Below are 14,432 nucleotides of genomic sequence, written 5' to 3' on the forward strand. Positions count from 1 at the left end.
AGTTAAGATACAAGAAAGGGGCCGCATACCATGTCGAACCTGTTTTACAAGCCGGAGGGGGCTTGGGTGGGAGATCTCATTCCCTTTTACAAAAACGGTACATTCCGGTTGTTCTATCTCCATGATTGGAGGGAGAACAAGAATATTCACGGAGAGGGAACCTCCTGGTTCGAGCTCCGCACAAGCGATTTCGTGCACTACGAGGAAAAAGGCGAAATGCTGAAGCATGGAAGCGTCAGCGAGCAAGACTTGAACTGTTACACTGGCTCGATCATTGAAGCCGAAGGCGAATTTCATCTGTTCTACACGGGCCTGAATCCGTACCCGGACTTCACGGAGGACGGAGAGCCGCTCCAATGCGTTATGCACGCCGTGAGCAGGGATATGGAATCGTGGCGAAAAATTCCCGAGGATACCTTCTACTCGGACGGGATTCAATATGAAAGGCATGACTGGCGCGATCCCTTCGTGTTCTGGAACGAAGAGGCGGAAGAATACTGGATGCTGCTCGCCGCAAGGAATAAGGAAGGCCCGTCCCGGCGCCGGGGGAGCATCGCATTGTGCGCTTCCAAGGATCTTAAGCAATGGGAAATCCGCAAGCCGTTCTGGGACCCGAAAATGTACGTGACCCACGAATGCCCGGACTTGTTCCGGATCGGGGAATGGTGGTATCTGGTATACTCCACGTTCTCGGACCGGTTCGTCACCCATTACCGCATGAGCAAATCGCTCAGCGGGCCTTGGACGGCGCCAAGGAACGACGCGTTTGACGCCAGAGCGTTCTATGCCGCGAAGACATGGAGCGACGGAAACCGGCGGTACGCGTTTGGCTGGGACCCCAGCAAGGAGAACGAGGACGATTACGGGGATTGGCAGTGGGCCGGCAATCTGGTTGTGCATGAGGTCATTCAGGAACCGGACGGAACGTTAACGGTGCGCATACCGGAGACCGTATCCCGGCATTTTGCAAACAGGCAGGCTGCGGAGTGGGGCTCACGGCTCGGGGAGTGGAAGGTGTCCGGGGAAAGCATCTCTGCGGCGGCTGACGAAACCTTCTCGTGCATTGCGGCCGGCTCCATGCCAGAAACGTGCATGATTTCAGCCCGGCTATCCTTCTCCGAAGGGACGAGAAGCTGTGGCATCATGCTCCGGGCCAGCGAAGACCTGGATGAAGCCTACTACGTTCGCCTTGAACCGCTTCATAACCGGCTCGTCTTCGACATGTGGCCCCGGCGGGTGAAGGGCGAAGCGCAATGGCATATCGACGGTGACCGCCCCCACGCGGTCGAACTGGAAGTGCCGATTGAATTGCAAGCGGATACGGTTTATGATATCCGGATCGTGGTGGAGAATTCCGTATGCGTCGTGTACTTGGCCGACCGGGTCGCCATGACGACACGCCTTTATAATCTGAAAACTGGAGACTGGGGCTGCTTTGTCCAGGAAGGCCGGGTGCAATTCGAACAGGCAGCTTTATCCGTTCCAAGCGAACAGGAGGTCAAATAGATGAAACGATACGTCAAATGGCTGGTTCTAACGTTATCGCTTGTCGTTGTAACAGCATTGGTAAGCGCTTGCGGAGGCAGCAGCAATACGGGCAGCACTGCGGAAAATGGTTCAGGAACTTCCGCAAACTCGGGGCAGAAAGCGGAAAAGAAAACCTACAAATGGTTCGTGGCCCGGGGCGTAGACAGCCCTCCGGCTGTTACCGTGAAGGAAATTGCCGACGAGTTCTCCAAGACACATCCGGAATTCGAGCTGGTTCTGGAAGGTACGGGCGATCGCCCGTCCTATTTGCAGAAGCTGCGGACATTGATCGCGAGCAACGAGATGCCCGCCATGTTCGACACCGATCCCGACGCCTATGCTTCCAAGCTGGTGGAGAAAGGCAAGCTCGTGGATATGAAGAAGCTGCTGCAGGACCTTGGAAAATACGACGCGTTCCGTCCGGTTGCCCTGCAATATCAGCAGTTCGCGGACGGCAGCATGTACACGCTCCCGATTGAATACGGGATTGAAGTATTTTGGTACAACATCAAGATGTTTAAGGATCTCGGCCTTGAACCGCCGAAGACGTTTGACGAGTTCCTTAAGGTTGCCGAGACGCTCAAGCAAAACGGGATTACGCCGATTGCCGTCGACGGCAAGGACAAATGGCCGGTGCTCCGATACCTGGCGTTCGAGCCTTTCCGCATGACCGGGAATGATTTTATCGAGAACGTCAAGCAGGGCAAGGCCTCCTTCAAGGACCCGGCGGGCATGGCAGGCATTAAACTCGTTCACGAGCTCGGCACCAAAGGGTACTTCCAGCAGGGCTTCTCATCAACGGATTACACGGCGGCGCGCGACTTGTTCCTCGCAGGCAAGACCGGAATCTATTACATGGGCTCATGGGAAACGATGAATTTCGCCAACGATAAATTAAGCGCGGATATGAAGGACAATATCGGATTTTTCCGCCTTCCCATGATGGATGGTGCCAAGACAGCGGAGAACGATTATTTCATCAACTCGGGTATCGGCGTTGCGTTCAACCAGGAGACCTTCGACGATACGATGAAGGAATTCGTCAAATTCCTCCTGGAGAAATACCCGGAAGCCTATACGAAAAAAGGCCAGTTCTCGCCTTTCAACTATTCGCTGGATCAGGCGCAAGGAATGCCGGAGGTGTTCTATAAAATCCAGGATGAAATCGCAAAATCGGGAAGCGTCTTCGCCGTCCCGTGGGATACACGCCTCGACCCAGCCACCAATGAACTGCTCGGCAACGAGCTGAATGCCTTGGCGCTCGGAGCGCATACACCGGATGATTTTGCCGACCTCATGGATCAGGCGATTAAAGAGAACGCACCGAAATATTTTAAATAACCGCGCTAAAGCAGCCGGCCAGCCGTACCTTCGGTTGGCCGGGCATGCAGCACAAAAATAATAAATGGGGAATGAGCAGGGTATGGATAAAATCCTCCGCAATCGCAAAGCCGTTCTCGTCTTCCTGCTGCCGGCATTGCTGGTGTATGTGTTCACCGTTCTGGCTCCCATCCTTTGGTCGATGTACTTCAGCTTTTTTTCCTGGGATGGGGTTTCCGACATGGTCTATATCGGGCTCGATAATTACACCAAAATGTTTGGCGGCGACAAGACATTCTGGAAGGCATTCGGCAACAACCTGATCTATGTTTTCATTATTGTGGCCATGCAGGTGTTTCTCGGTTTGGTGGTTGCCATACTGCTGACCAGCATCACCAAAGGCAGGGAATTATTTAAAACGCTGTACTTCGCCCCCGCGATTATCACTTCGGTAGCCATAGCGCAGCTGTTCACAAGCGTATACTCATTCGAGCCGGTCGGCATGTTGAACTTTATTCTGCAGCAGCTCGGTTTGGGAGCGTGGAGCAAGCCCTGGCTGTCCGACCTGAAGTGGGCGCTTGGCGCCGTATCGGTACCCGAAGGCTGGCGCTATATCGGCCTATATATGATCATTTTGTATACCGCGCTGCTGTCCATCCCTTCCGATATCGAGGAGGCGGCGAGAATTGACGGGGCTTCTTCCTGGGACCTGTTCTGGTCGATTAAAATGCCGCTGATCAAGCCGGTGCTGACGGTTTCGATCATTATGGCTACTACCGGCGCGCTAAAAGGGTTCGATATCCCGTATCTCATGACGAACGGGGGACCGGGCCGGGTGACGGAGCTGCTGCCGACTTATATGTACAAAACTGCTTTCTCCAGTCTGGACTTCGGCTACGGCAGCGCGATGGCCGTATTTATCGTCATAGAAAGCCTCATTGCCGTCGCCTTTATCAGACGGATGATGGAGAGTAAGGAGACCTGACAATGAACTATTCCCGCTATTCCAAGGCGATTCTTGCGATCATTTCTTTCGCTTTGCTTATCATTCAAGTGTATCCGCTCGTATGGGTGTTCATCTCCAGTTTCAAGGCGCCCACCGATTTTTCAAGCAGTAATCCGCTCAGCCTGCCCAGCAAGTTCACCTTCGAAAATTATCTCAGCGTATGGCGCAAAGGGAATTTGGGCACTTATTTTTCCAACAGCCTCATCGTCGCCGTGACGACCATCGCTCTGGTGATTCTGTTCAGCGCCATGGCCGCTTTCGTGATTGAGAAGATGCGTTTTAAATGGACTCAAAGCGTGCTGTTCCTGTTCCTGTGCGGCATCATGATCCCGATCCAGGTCGTGCTTATCCCGCTGTTCATTCTGTATAATAAAACGGGGATTATCAACACGCTCACTTCCCTCATTTTGCCCCAGGTAGGATTTGCGCTGCCGATCTCGATCTATTTGTTCGTCAGCTTCTACAAATACATCTCGAACGAGATTATGGAGGCCGCCGTCATGGACGGCTGCGGGATTTACCAGGTGTTCTGGCGAATGATTTTCCCGCTGTCGCGCAATACGATCGTCACGGTTGTCGTCATGAATCTGATTTTCATCTGGAATGAGTTTATTTTCGCCAATACGTTCATTCACGACCTGAGCTCGCGGACCCTTCCGGTTGGTCTGATGGATTACATCGGCCAGTACGGCTTGACGGATTGGGGAGCGACTTACGCGGCAATCAGCATCACGACCATCCCGACCATGCTGGTCTACTTCATTTTTAACAAAAGCGTGATTTCCGGCATGACCGCGGGAGCAACCAAAGGTTGATCTACCGTCTGCCCCCAGGCAAAGGTATACTGAAAGTACAGGTATTATACTTTTCTTCGGACAGAGGGACTTTTTCATGAAAATAACCCGGCCGTTCCTGTCGATCAGCATTCGGAGCAAAATCATCATTTTGTCCATAGGCTGTTCCCTGCTGCCGCTTGTCCTGATTGCCTCCTTGACCTTTGTCTATTTGAGCAAAGTGGCTGAGAACAAGGTGTCCGACACCACCTCCAATTTGCTCGGCTCCATCAACTGGAATATCCAGACTTTCGTCAACGACGTTGAGACCATTTCGAAGCTGATGCTGTCTTCCCGCGATGTTCAGAACTTCCTTTCTTATGACAAGCACGATTTCAAAAAAATCTACGACCTCCAGAATGACACCCGGAACCTGATCGTCAATATTTCCAACAACAAATCGTATATCCGTTACGTGTATGTCGGCAGTGAGCAAAGGGAACTGATCATCACGAACCAGTGGGACCGCTTCACTTACGATCATATCTACCAGGCGGTCTCCCGGTCAAAATGGTACCAGCAGGTGGGCGACTTGGGCGGCCGGGGGTTGTGGCTGAACAGCGATGAGGTCCGTCTCGTCAAAAATAGCCCGGATTTGCTGCTGTACGGCAAACGGTTAAACAACCTGGATACGCTCGAACCGATTGGCGTACTGATTATTTCGATCGACAGACGGGTCTTCGACGAAATGTTCAAGGACATTACGAATGCGGAGAACGGGCAGCTGATGATTTTGGATCAGAATCAAGTGATCTTTTACAACTCCCGGACCGCCGATTTACAGCAGATTCCGCAAAAGGAACTGAACCTGCTCTATGATCTTCCTGAACGGGGCACCCGCATTGATACAATCAATGGAGAACGGTATGTCGTTACCTTCGATACGAATCCGGGGACAAGGTGGAAGGTGGTCAGCATGATTCCCTATTCCAACATCAATTCGGAAGTCGTCCTGATTCGCAATGTTACGCTCACCTTGACGCTCGTGGCTTTTCTGCTCGCCGCCTATGGTTCGTATCTGATCTCCAAACGGATCACCAAGCAGCTGACCCTACTCTCTTCCGTCGCCCGAAAGGCGGCCAAACGGGAGGGAATCGAAGGCATCCTCTTTGAGGAGAAGGATGAAATCGGGAAGATCGGCAACCAATTCCTGCGGACCTTCCGCACCAACAGCGAATTGTCGGATAAGCTGATCGAAGCCAAGCTGAAGGAGAAGGAGGCGGAGCTGCATGCGCTGCAGAGTCAGATCAACCCTCATTTCCTGTACAATACGCTGAATTCCATCTATCTGATGGCGGAGCGAATCGGGGCCAAAAACATTTCCAAAATGGTGATGTCTCTTTCCAATTTTTTTAAATTGAGCCTCAACAACGGGGATTATATTACGACTGTCGGCAATGAAATCGATCAGGTGAAAAATTATCTGGAGATTCAAAATGTCCGCTACAACGGAAAATTTGAGGTGGCTATCGACCTCGAACCGGGAATCGAGCGAATCCGCATGCTGAAGCTCCTGATCCAGCCGCTGGTGGAGAACGCGATCTTTCATGGCATCGAGCTAAAAGAGGACAAAGGGAACATCGCCATTCGGGGCCGGAGGGAAGGGGAAACGCTGGTATTCGAGGTCGAGGATGACGGAGTCGGGTTTGATGCCGCGGGTGCGGGTTCGCGGCCAAGGGGATATGCTTTAAGGAATATACAGGAGAGAATCCAACTGCATTACGGCCAAGACCGCGGGATTCGCATAGACAGCGTTCCGGGCACGGGAACCAAAGTTACCCTTGAGATCGGCATCATCGATTAACATCTGGCTATGAAGGGGGAACAGGTCATGTATAAGCTATTTATTGTGGATGATGAACAGCTTGTGGTGGAAACGCTATCAACCATGATCGACTGGAACGCATCCGGGGTGCGGATTGCGGGAACGGCCAACAACGGCAAGCAGGCGCTGGAGCGGATTCTGGAGTCCGACCCGGACGTTATCCTGACGGATATTCGTATGCCCGGGATGAGCGGGCTGGAGCTGATCCGCGCCTTGAAGGAGAAAGGCTGCCAAGCTGAATGCATTATCGTGAGCGGATATTCCGAGTTTGAATACGCCAAAGAAGCGATTGAGCTGGAGGCGGTGGATTATCTGATCAAGCCGGCCGAGCTTGAGGAAGTGTCCCGGACCGTCCTAAGAGCGATTGAGCGTCTGGAACGTAAAAGGGACCCGGCGGGAAACCGCCCGGAGCTGCGGATTGCCAAAGCGTTGGACCGGGCGGTGTTTACCGATCTTATCGTTCATGCCAAACGTCCGTCGTTCGATAGGGTGCCGTACGAACGGTATGGCCAGTTTGCGGCCATCGTGATCGGAAGCCCGGCGGCGCTCTGGCTCGAACGGATGAAGAGCAGCGGTGTTACGGATGCGCTTCTTGGTTTTTTGGCGAATCAAGGAATCGAAGTGGAACTGCTCTATGAGCAGCAGAAAATCATCTTGTTATGCATGGCGGCTATGGAAGAGTCCGAGTCATTATCGGAAATTCTGATGGCTGCGGCAGCGGCGTTTTCGGATGACGGCTCCCCGGCCTCGGACAATCTGGCCTTGTCGTTTGGAATCGGCCCGGTTGTAAGCGGAATCATGGATGCGCATCGCTCTTTTTTGGCGGCGGATCAGGCCTGTCAGATGGGGCTGTTCTTTGGCGTTCCGGTAACGGACGGCAACGCTTGGCCGGAGATCGCCCGCGCTTCCGAAAGATGGCTCTCCGAATGGTCTGAGCGGATCGAATCTTTTACCCGTTACGAACAGAAACCGTTTGAAGAGCTGCTCGAATGCTGGACGGAGTGGGGGAGAAGGCGATGGATGGCTCCCGTTTTCCTGAAGAAGACCGGCATCCAGTGGGTGAATCGGCTGCTCGATCTGGTTGAGCGGGATTATGGAATCAAGATCGGGAGCGTGATCGAAGACCGTTCGCTGCTGATCGAAGGGCTGCTGGAAGCGCCGGATTGGGCGTCGTTGCAGAAGCAGTGCCACGATTGCGCGCAGGGTGTGCAGTTTTTTTTGAACGTGACGAAGACTTCTTTAAAAGAAAAGGTGGTTCAAGAAATCAAGACTTATCTGGAATCCCACTATCATGAAAATATCCAGCTCGACCAATTGGCGGAGCGGTTCGACCTTAACGCTTCCTATGTAAGCCACCTGTATTCCAAATCGACCGGGCAGACGATACTCGAATACGTCACGCTGCTGCGCATTCAGCAGGCGAAACGGATGCTGAGGGAGAGCAGCTTCAAAATCTCCAAAATCTCGCAGAACGTCGGATATGATAACCAGCGGTATTTCTGCCAAGTGTTCAAGAAGCATGTGGGCGTAAGCCCCGGCCAATATAGAGAAGATCATATGATCAAAATTGAAGAAAGCTGTTCGTCATGAATTCATATCAACACTTAAGAAGGCTTCTTAAGGACCGAAAAAAGGCCTGCGGCCTCCGTTCGCTAATCAAGCGGACGCGGTCTGCAGGCTTGTATTCTGATTGGTTGAAGGTGGCCAGCCCTGCCGGCAATAGTGCTCCGGCTTTCAGACGAATCTGGCTCCTCCGTCCACGGTCAGCGTAATCCCGGTCGTATACGTATTTTGCATCAAGAACAGGATCGCGCCCGCAATGTCGTCCGCCGAAGCAATGCGTCGTACCGGCAGGGTGGCTGCGGTTTGTTCAAACCAGGCTTTCTTTTGCTCCGGGGGCATTCCGTCATGCATAGGCGTATCGACATAACCGGGGGAGACGACGTTCACTCTTACCGGAGCAAGCTCGGTGGCCAGCACCCGGCCCAAATTCTCCAGAGCGCCATGCACGGCGGACGGCACCGCCGCTCCCGGAACCGCCTTATCGCCAAACACTCCGCTCGTCAGTGTAATCGATCCGGTTTCCCGGATAGCGGGCGCGCCGTAACGAATGGCGAGGTAGGGTCCCCAAAAGCGGCTCTCAAACTGTTCTCTGGCGCTTGCCGCATCTATGTCCAGAACCTTACCCAATCCGTGCTTCACTTCCCCGGCCGTAATAACCAGGTGATCGAAATTCCCGATTTCCGCAAAAAACGAGCGGAGATCGTCCTCACTCCGCATATCGAGCGCCCTTGTCCACACCTTTCCCTCCAGGCTTGCGGCCGCGTGCTTAAGCCGTTCCTCGGAACGACTGGCCATGATAACCTCCGCTCCAAGCTCCGCCGCTTGCTTCGCTGCCGCCAAACCGATTCCGGAGCTGCCTCCGATTACAACCATGCGTTGTCCCTGCATTTCGATTCATCTCCTCCTTAAGAATTTACTGCATTCAGACGTTCATCGTTCGCCGATGGTTTGGCGCTCCACGCGGAAACGGCCGCCGCAAGCATAATGACGGACAGCGTCCCGCATAAAGCGGCGAATCCGAAGGGCATCAGCGCAGCGGCCAGGATGGGTCCCAGACTTGCGCCAACGAAGACGAAAAATCCGTAGAGCGCCAGAGCCATGCCGCGTGCGGCCGAGCCCAGCAGGCCGATCCGGGAAATGATCGACGGAACGGCCGCTGCGATTCCCGCGACAAAGACAACCGTCGCGGCGATAAACAGCGCCATATTGACGCCGGACAGCGCCGCTTCCCCGGCCAATCCGGCCGCAGCGGTAAGAAAGCCCGCCACGAGGACTCGAACAGGCCCGAAGCGGCGAATCCAGGAACCGCAAAACAATGCGGCTACCATTCCGATCATGCTGATTAGTCTGAGCCAAAGAATACGATCGGGAGACAGATGCAGCTGCTGCACCGCAAATTCGTTCAACCCGAAGAACATGGCGACAAAGCTCATTAAAATCGTTACTGCCGCCCCATAAGCGACAAGCAGCGCCGGAATCCGGACCAAAGCGCGGAATGCTTCGAACACGCCGGGGCCATTCGCGGGCCGTTCGGCATTCGGGAGGTCTTTCGGCAGCCGCAAGGAGATGACGATCAAAATGACGTAGATGACGCTTAAACTGGCGAACACCGCTTTCATTCCCCAGCTTGCCGCCACTTCGGCGGAGAAGATTTGCCCGGCTACTCCGGCAAGCAAAAATCCGCAGCTCAGGTAAGAAATCACACTGGGACGCTGCGCCGGGGGGATGACTTCACTGACATAAGCGAGCGCGACCGGAGGAAACGAAGCGGCAAGAAAGCCTTGTGCCGCCCGCAGCACGAGGAACGGGGTAAAGGAAGAGGCCAACTCTACGGACAAAGTGCATATGACAAGCAGAATGAGACCGGTGAGAATCAATCGCTTCTTCGGCACTCTGTCGGACAAAGTGCCGAAGAACAAATTCCCCAGGGCAAAAGCCATGCTGAAGATGCTGCTCGCCCAGACCGCATGAATCGGGCTTACGGAAAATTCCGAGATCACGTATGGCGTCAGCGGAATCATCACGTAAAGCAGCGAAACGATAGCAATCCCTGACACGGTTAACAGCGCCGCCGTATAAGCGAGGCGAGATTTACTCATTTCAATCATTAGACATTAAACCTCCTTTTCCAACAATAACAGTTACGTTAACGTAATGGTTTGGGGATAAAAACACGGATCGGACGCCGCTTAATTTGACAGTTCGTCAATCATAAGCTGTATCTGGGCCATGTTGCTCAGGATCTCTTGCCTGAACTGATCCAGAGCCTCCATCTTTTTGTCGGTTTCCTCCAGATGCTTCGATAGAATCTCGAGAACCTTCTGCTTGCCTTTAATCATGGACGGCTCTTCAAAGTACAGACCGATAACGGATTGAATTTCCTCCAGACTGAGACCGAGTTTTTTCAAAACGTCGATTTTGTTCAGCCGCTGCAGCGATTCATCCGAGTAATAGTGATATCCGTTGCTTTCCTGCTCGACATTCCCCAGCAATCCGAGCTCTTGATAGTGGCGAATGGTCCGGGGCGTCACCCCGGCTCTTCGAGCCAGTTCTCCGATCAACATTTTGGATTCCATTTGCACCCTCCAACCATTACGTTAACGTTATGGTAAGTATAATGAACAGGGCGGCAGATGTCAAACGTATTTACGTTACTTGATAACACTAATGTTCCCTTCACCCCGAGTACTCACTTTAATTTAATCAATCCGCTTTTAACAAGTGTTGACTTTAGAGGTCTTATCTTTATTAAAATTTTTATTAAAACAGGGATTTGCAGAATATTTAATTCAGCATACTTTTTGCTTTTTTTACTGATCGTGCCTTTTGTAGCTAAATCTCTTCCAGCCTGACGAAATGCATTGAGGATTATAGCCTTTTTAGGAACGGATTTTTCATCCATACTTCTTAGTAAAAAGCTGGACTTTCTTACAAGGATACCAACCAGTGGTGCATCCATAAATCTAGAATAAGTTTTAAAATAGGATATTAAACTTTTGGATGTTTCATTCTCAATATTTCCACAACTAGTCAATAAGACAAACGGTTTTGAGCAAATATCGGCATTTATATGATGAAAAAATATTCCCTTTTTAGATACAGTAACCTTGCTTATATCCCCTGTAGAGTTAAACCTGTCAATAAAGTTTTTCATTAATCCCGACATATTGAAAACATGAATAGGTGTGGCATATATAATAATATCTGACTTAGAAATCTTCTCCAAAATACCTTTCATCTCATCTTTATCTTCATAAATACACTTCAAGTAACTTTTTTCTGTGTGGCACAATTCACAACCTAAACATTGATTAATTTTATATTTATTAAGAACTATTGTTTCAAATTCAGATCCTGCACCAATAACTCCACTTTTAATTTGATTGATTAAAAACTGAGTAAATCCTTTTTCTCCCCTATGACTTGCATTTATTGCTAATACTTTCATAACCGTATCATTCCTTTCACCTATTTAAGAATCTTTAGATATATAATAAGTCGCCTAACTAAATGATTAAAAAAATGTAGACAAAATTATACCATTAATTTACTATTATAATAAGGCGGCTAACTAATTTTGTCAATATACTTATGTGGAGGATATTATGGGAAACTTTAATTTCGATTTAAAAGACATACCTAAAAAAGAAGATTTGCTAAAATATTCAAATGAAAACAACCCTTTAAATATAAATGCTATTCAGGCATGTTTATATTTAATTAAAACTACAGATGAAATTTTAAAGATAGTGGATAGTCAATTTCAAAAATATGGGGTATCTGATGGTAAATTTTCTATACTTATGACTTTGTATAACAAGGAGAATCATCAATTAATACCATCTGAATTAAGCAGTAAATTAAATGTTACAAGAGCAACAATTAGTGGACTTTTAGATGGTCTAGAAAAAGATATGCTTGTAGAAAGATGTAAACATCCTTCTGATGGGAGAATGCTGACCATTAAAATAACTGAAAAGGGTGTAAAACTTATGGATGAGCTATGTCCAAAGCATTTCGCTTTATTAAGCAGACTGCTGGGATCTTTGGAAAGTGAAAGCTTAAAATCTTTTATAGAAAATTTAAAACATATAAGAATTGGAATCAAAGAATAATTTTTTTATCATAGACAAAGAGTCATCTTTCTATGTCTCTCGGCCAAGACCGGACTGACCGGTATCCAAAGTGGCGTAGACACAGAAGGTTGCCCGAATCCATGAAAAGATCGTCAACGGCCGCCATGATTTTTTGTATCAACTCACCACGAAGCTGATTCGTGAAAACCAAACGATCAGCATTGAAAATCTGAGAGTGGCGAACATGCTCAAAAATCACCGGCTGGCCAAATCCATCGCCGATGCGTCCTGGAGTGAATTTGAACGTCAGCTTTCGTATAAAGCGAAATGGTATGGACGTACGGTGAAGGTGGCTGACACGTTCGCCCCAACGAGCCAAAGGTGTCATGTATGCGGCTATATCAACTCCGAAGCAAAGAAATTGTCTATGCGGCAATGGGAATGTCCATCGTGCCATACTCTTCATGATCGAGATGAAAATGCCGCACATAACATCAAAAGCCTTGGTATTAAACGTCAAGAGTACATTTCCTTTAGATATTTTGCCAAGGCAAAAATCTTAAAACTGTGGGAAGATCGGTACAGATTTTCCTTTGGAAAACTGCGGGAACCGCAGGGATCGCTTGGTATACGATTTTTCGTTGAGAAAATATCGATATGAATTTCCCTCAGTAGAAGGGATTACCCAAGAATCCCCCACTTCAAGTGTTAGCTAAGTGGGAGTGTTCAAAATCGCCCTCTAACAAGTTGTAGAGTTAGATTGTATTGGCTTTTCGGAAGTAAGAAATAGATAAATTAGATAGTAAAAATCACAAAAAAGCTAAAGGCACAATACCAATTGTTCAGAGGGTGGTATTGTGCCTTTTTAAAAATTCAGTTATGCTCACGGCCGCAAGCCTATCCTAAAACACCCGCCGCGCCGTCACGAACCGTTTCTTCCAATAGTCGCTGAAGGCTTCGGTGCGGACGCCGTATTTCACCGAATAGGTATGCAGCAGCTGGTTGTCCCCCGCATAAATGGCAACATGCCCGATGTTCAAATCACGCGCGCTGAAGAATAGCAGGTCGCCCTTGCGCAGCTCGTCCAGCCCGATCTCCGTGCCTGCCTTGGCCTGGTCGTAGGACACGCGGGGAAGGTCAACCGCGAGTGTATCCTGGAAGACGCGCTTCACAAAGGAAGAGCAGTCGAAGCTGGCTGTCTGGTCCGGTGAAGCTCCGAATACATACGGTGTGCCGAGAAAGGTCTCGCCGTAGGCGATCAGCTCGTCCGCCTGCTTGCCGGTCAGGGACGGGCTGGTATAGTCGGTGTACTTCGGTTTCGCGGATATGTATCCCGTCTGGTTGTCCGGGGTCCGCACCTCCAGCCAGAAGGCGTCTACTTCGCGCACGACATGGACTTTTGATCCCGTGGGCAGCAGCCCCAGGATGTCTGCGCCGCCGCCCGCATCCGGCGAACCGGCAGCTGAAGCTGGTGAACGGCCGCCCGCAACCGCTGAACGGCTAACCAGCTTCAGCGAAGGGCCTGGTGCTTCCGGCAAGCCGCTGCCTGAGCCCGGCGAGCTGCGCAGATTGACGCCCCACCGGATGGTCGTCTCGAAGGTCATCGTGGAGATTTGGACGGAGCGGGCCGCCTGGTCCCAGGCAACGGTGCTGCCAAGAGCTTCGCTGACGAAGCGCAGCGGAACCATCGTATATCCCCCGGATATTTGCCCGGGCGCATTCAGCTGCACTGTCCGGTCGTTCACTGTAGCGGTAAGATCCCCGATGCGGTAGGTCAGAGTCGTGCCGTCCTTCGTTGCCGTAACCGTCTTGTCTGTATTGCTCCAGGACAGCTTGGCCCCCTGCCCCTCAAACAAGCGGCGCATGGGAACGAGCAGTGTGCCATTCACATTAACTGGCTCTGCCTCGGTCTGAAGCAGCGAGCCGTCCAAATAGATGGATATCGGCCCGGGAGCCGTCTGGGACGGCAGGGCAGTCTCGGCATCCGGAGCAGCCTGAACGGTCCCGGCAGCCTGATCGGTTTCGGCCGGACGAGAGACTGTTTCAGCCGGCTGGCTGCCCGGCTTGGCCGCATTCTCCGCGTGGGCGGAGGATGAATATAGCAGGGACAGGGCCAGGATGGAAAGAAGCGCTTTTCTAAAATATAAGAATTTATAAGCTGAGTGCTTATCATTTTGTCTTATATTTCTACGAGAAACGGTACCGTCCCTAAAAGGACGGTGAAGCTGTTTCTTCTTGCGTATCGTCATCAGTTCATCACCTTGTAAATGGATTCTTTATGT

The 14,432-nt window shown here is 50.8% G+C and carries 12 protein-coding genes and 1 pseudogene; 8 read left to right on the top strand and 5 right to left on the bottom strand.

From position 1 onward, the window contains the following. Window positions 1-30: 30 nt before the first annotated feature. The 6 genes from PDUR_RS02545 (at window position 31) to PDUR_RS02570 (ending at window position 8,101) form a co-directional block, all read left to right on the top strand. Entirely contained in the window at window positions 31-1,506 is a 1,476-nt protein-coding gene (locus tag PDUR_RS02545) for a glycoside hydrolase family 32 protein (RefSeq protein ID WP_042204956.1), read from the top strand. Continuing rightward, window positions 1,507-2,868, top strand: a complete 1,362-nt coding sequence (locus tag PDUR_RS02550) for an ABC transporter substrate-binding protein (RefSeq protein WP_042204957.1) — start codon at window positions 1,507-1,509, stop codon at window positions 2,866-2,868. An 82-nt stretch (window positions 2,869-2,950) separates the two neighbouring features. Then, on the top strand, window positions 2,951-3,832 hold the full coding sequence (locus PDUR_RS02555) for a carbohydrate ABC transporter permease (protein WP_218918433.1): 882 nt from the start codon (window positions 2,951-2,953) through the stop codon (window positions 3,830-3,832). Between the two features lie 2 nt (window positions 3,833-3,834). After that, window positions 3,835-4,668, top strand: a complete 834-nt coding sequence (locus PDUR_RS02560; RefSeq protein WP_042204958.1) for a carbohydrate ABC transporter permease — start codon at window positions 3,835-3,837, stop codon at window positions 4,666-4,668. A gap of 76 nt (window positions 4,669-4,744) precedes the next feature. Beyond that, a complete protein-coding gene (locus tag PDUR_RS02565) occupies window positions 4,745-6,490 on the top strand; it encodes a cache domain-containing sensor histidine kinase (RefSeq protein ID WP_042204960.1) in 1,746 nt (581 codons plus the stop codon). A 27-nt stretch (window positions 6,491-6,517) separates the two neighbouring features. Beyond that, complete coding sequence (locus PDUR_RS02570; protein ID WP_042204961.1) at window positions 6,518-8,101, top strand: response regulator; 1,584 nt, start codon at window positions 6,518-6,520, stop codon at window positions 8,099-8,101. Between the two features lie 144 nt (window positions 8,102-8,245). Here PDUR_RS02570 and PDUR_RS02575 read toward each other — a convergent pair whose 3' ends face one another. The 4 genes from PDUR_RS02575 to PDUR_RS27020 all read right to left on the bottom strand — a co-directional run bounded on the left by PDUR_RS02575 (window position 8,246) and on the right by PDUR_RS27020 (window position 11,522). Beyond that, window positions 8,246-8,962, bottom strand: coding sequence for an SDR family oxidoreductase (locus PDUR_RS02575; RefSeq protein ID WP_042204962.1), 717 nt, complete (start codon window positions 8,960-8,962; stop codon window positions 8,246-8,248). Window positions 8,963-8,979: 17 nt separating this feature from the next. Then, the gene (locus PDUR_RS02580; protein WP_042204963.1) at window positions 8,980-10,182 is read right to left on the bottom strand and encodes an MFS transporter; all 1,203 of its coding nucleotides are present in this window, start codon (window positions 10,180-10,182) and stop codon (window positions 8,980-8,982) included. A gap of 81 nt (window positions 10,183-10,263) precedes the next feature. Further along, a complete protein-coding gene (locus PDUR_RS02585; protein ID WP_042204964.1) occupies window positions 10,264-10,650 on the bottom strand; it encodes a helix-turn-helix domain-containing protein in 387 nt (128 codons plus the stop codon). 113 nt (window positions 10,651-10,763) lie between these two features. Next, window positions 10,764-11,522, bottom strand: a complete 759-nt coding sequence (locus PDUR_RS27020; RefSeq protein ID WP_052409945.1) for a flavodoxin family protein — start codon at window positions 11,520-11,522, stop codon at window positions 10,764-10,766. A gap of 157 nt (window positions 11,523-11,679) precedes the next feature. On the opposite strand from PDUR_RS27020, the gene PDUR_RS02595 reads away from it, so the two are divergent. Both PDUR_RS02595 and PDUR_RS27715 read left to right on the top strand, forming a co-directional pair. Beyond that, window positions 11,680-12,189: a MarR family winged helix-turn-helix transcriptional regulator gene (locus PDUR_RS02595; RefSeq protein WP_042204965.1), complete on the top strand. Its 510-nt coding sequence runs from the start codon at window positions 11,680-11,682 to the stop codon at window positions 12,187-12,189. 82 nt (window positions 12,190-12,271) lie between these two features. Further along, window positions 12,272-12,661: pseudogene (locus tag PDUR_RS27715) on the top strand (RNA-guided endonuclease TnpB family protein); the annotation flags it as partial. A gap of 391 nt (window positions 12,662-13,052) precedes the next feature. Here PDUR_RS27715 and PDUR_RS27025 read toward each other — a convergent pair. Next, complete coding sequence (locus PDUR_RS27025; protein WP_081949356.1) at window positions 13,053-14,399, bottom strand: C40 family peptidase; 1,347 nt, start codon at window positions 14,397-14,399, stop codon at window positions 13,053-13,055. Window positions 14,400-14,432 lie beyond the last annotated feature (33 nt).

It is taken from the genome of Paenibacillus durus (assembly GCF_000756615.1).
Taxonomy (GTDB): Bacteria; Bacillota; Bacilli; order Paenibacillales; family Paenibacillaceae; genus Paenibacillus_AQ; species Paenibacillus_AQ durus.

What these genes read in the sequence shown, in the direction of transcription:
- PDUR_RS02545 (WP_042204956.1), top strand. Translation starts at nt 31, where the DNA reads ATGTCGAACCTGTTTTACAAGCCGGAGGGGGCTTGGGTGGGAGATCTC.
- PDUR_RS02550 (WP_042204957.1), top strand. Translation starts at nt 1,507, where the DNA reads ATGAAACGATACGTCAAATGGCTGGTTCTAACGTTATCGCTTGTCGTT.
- PDUR_RS02555 (WP_218918433.1), top strand. Translation starts at nt 2,951, where the DNA reads ATGGATAAAATCCTCCGCAATCGCAAAGCCGTTCTCGTCTTCCTGCTG.
- PDUR_RS02560 (WP_042204958.1), top strand. Translation starts at nt 3,835, where the DNA reads ATGAACTATTCCCGCTATTCCAAGGCGATTCTTGCGATCATTTCTTTC.
- PDUR_RS02565 (WP_042204960.1), top strand. Translation starts at nt 4,745, where the DNA reads ATGAAAATAACCCGGCCGTTCCTGTCGATCAGCATTCGGAGCAAAATC.
- PDUR_RS02570 (WP_042204961.1), top strand. Translation starts at nt 6,518, where the DNA reads ATGTATAAGCTATTTATTGTGGATGATGAACAGCTTGTGGTGGAAACG.
- PDUR_RS02575 (WP_042204962.1), bottom strand. Translation starts at nt 8,962, where the DNA reads ATGCAGGGACAACGCATGGTTGTAATCGGAGGCAGCTCCGGAATCGGT.
- PDUR_RS02580 (WP_042204963.1), bottom strand. Translation starts at nt 10,182, where the DNA reads ATGATTGAAATGAGTAAATCTCGCCTCGCTTATACGGCGGCGCTGTTA.
- PDUR_RS02585 (WP_042204964.1), bottom strand. Translation starts at nt 10,650, where the DNA reads ATGGAATCCAAAATGTTGATCGGAGAACTGGCTCGAAGAGCCGGGGTG.
- PDUR_RS27020 (WP_052409945.1), bottom strand. Translation starts at nt 11,522, where the DNA reads ATGAAAGTATTAGCAATAAATGCAAGTCATAGGGGAGAAAAAGGATTT.
- PDUR_RS02595 (WP_042204965.1), top strand. Translation starts at nt 11,680, where the DNA reads ATGGGAAACTTTAATTTCGATTTAAAAGACATACCTAAAAAAGAAGAT.
- PDUR_RS27025 (WP_081949356.1), bottom strand. Translation starts at nt 14,399, where the DNA reads ATGACGATACGCAAGAAGAAACAGCTTCACCGTCCTTTTAGGGACGGT.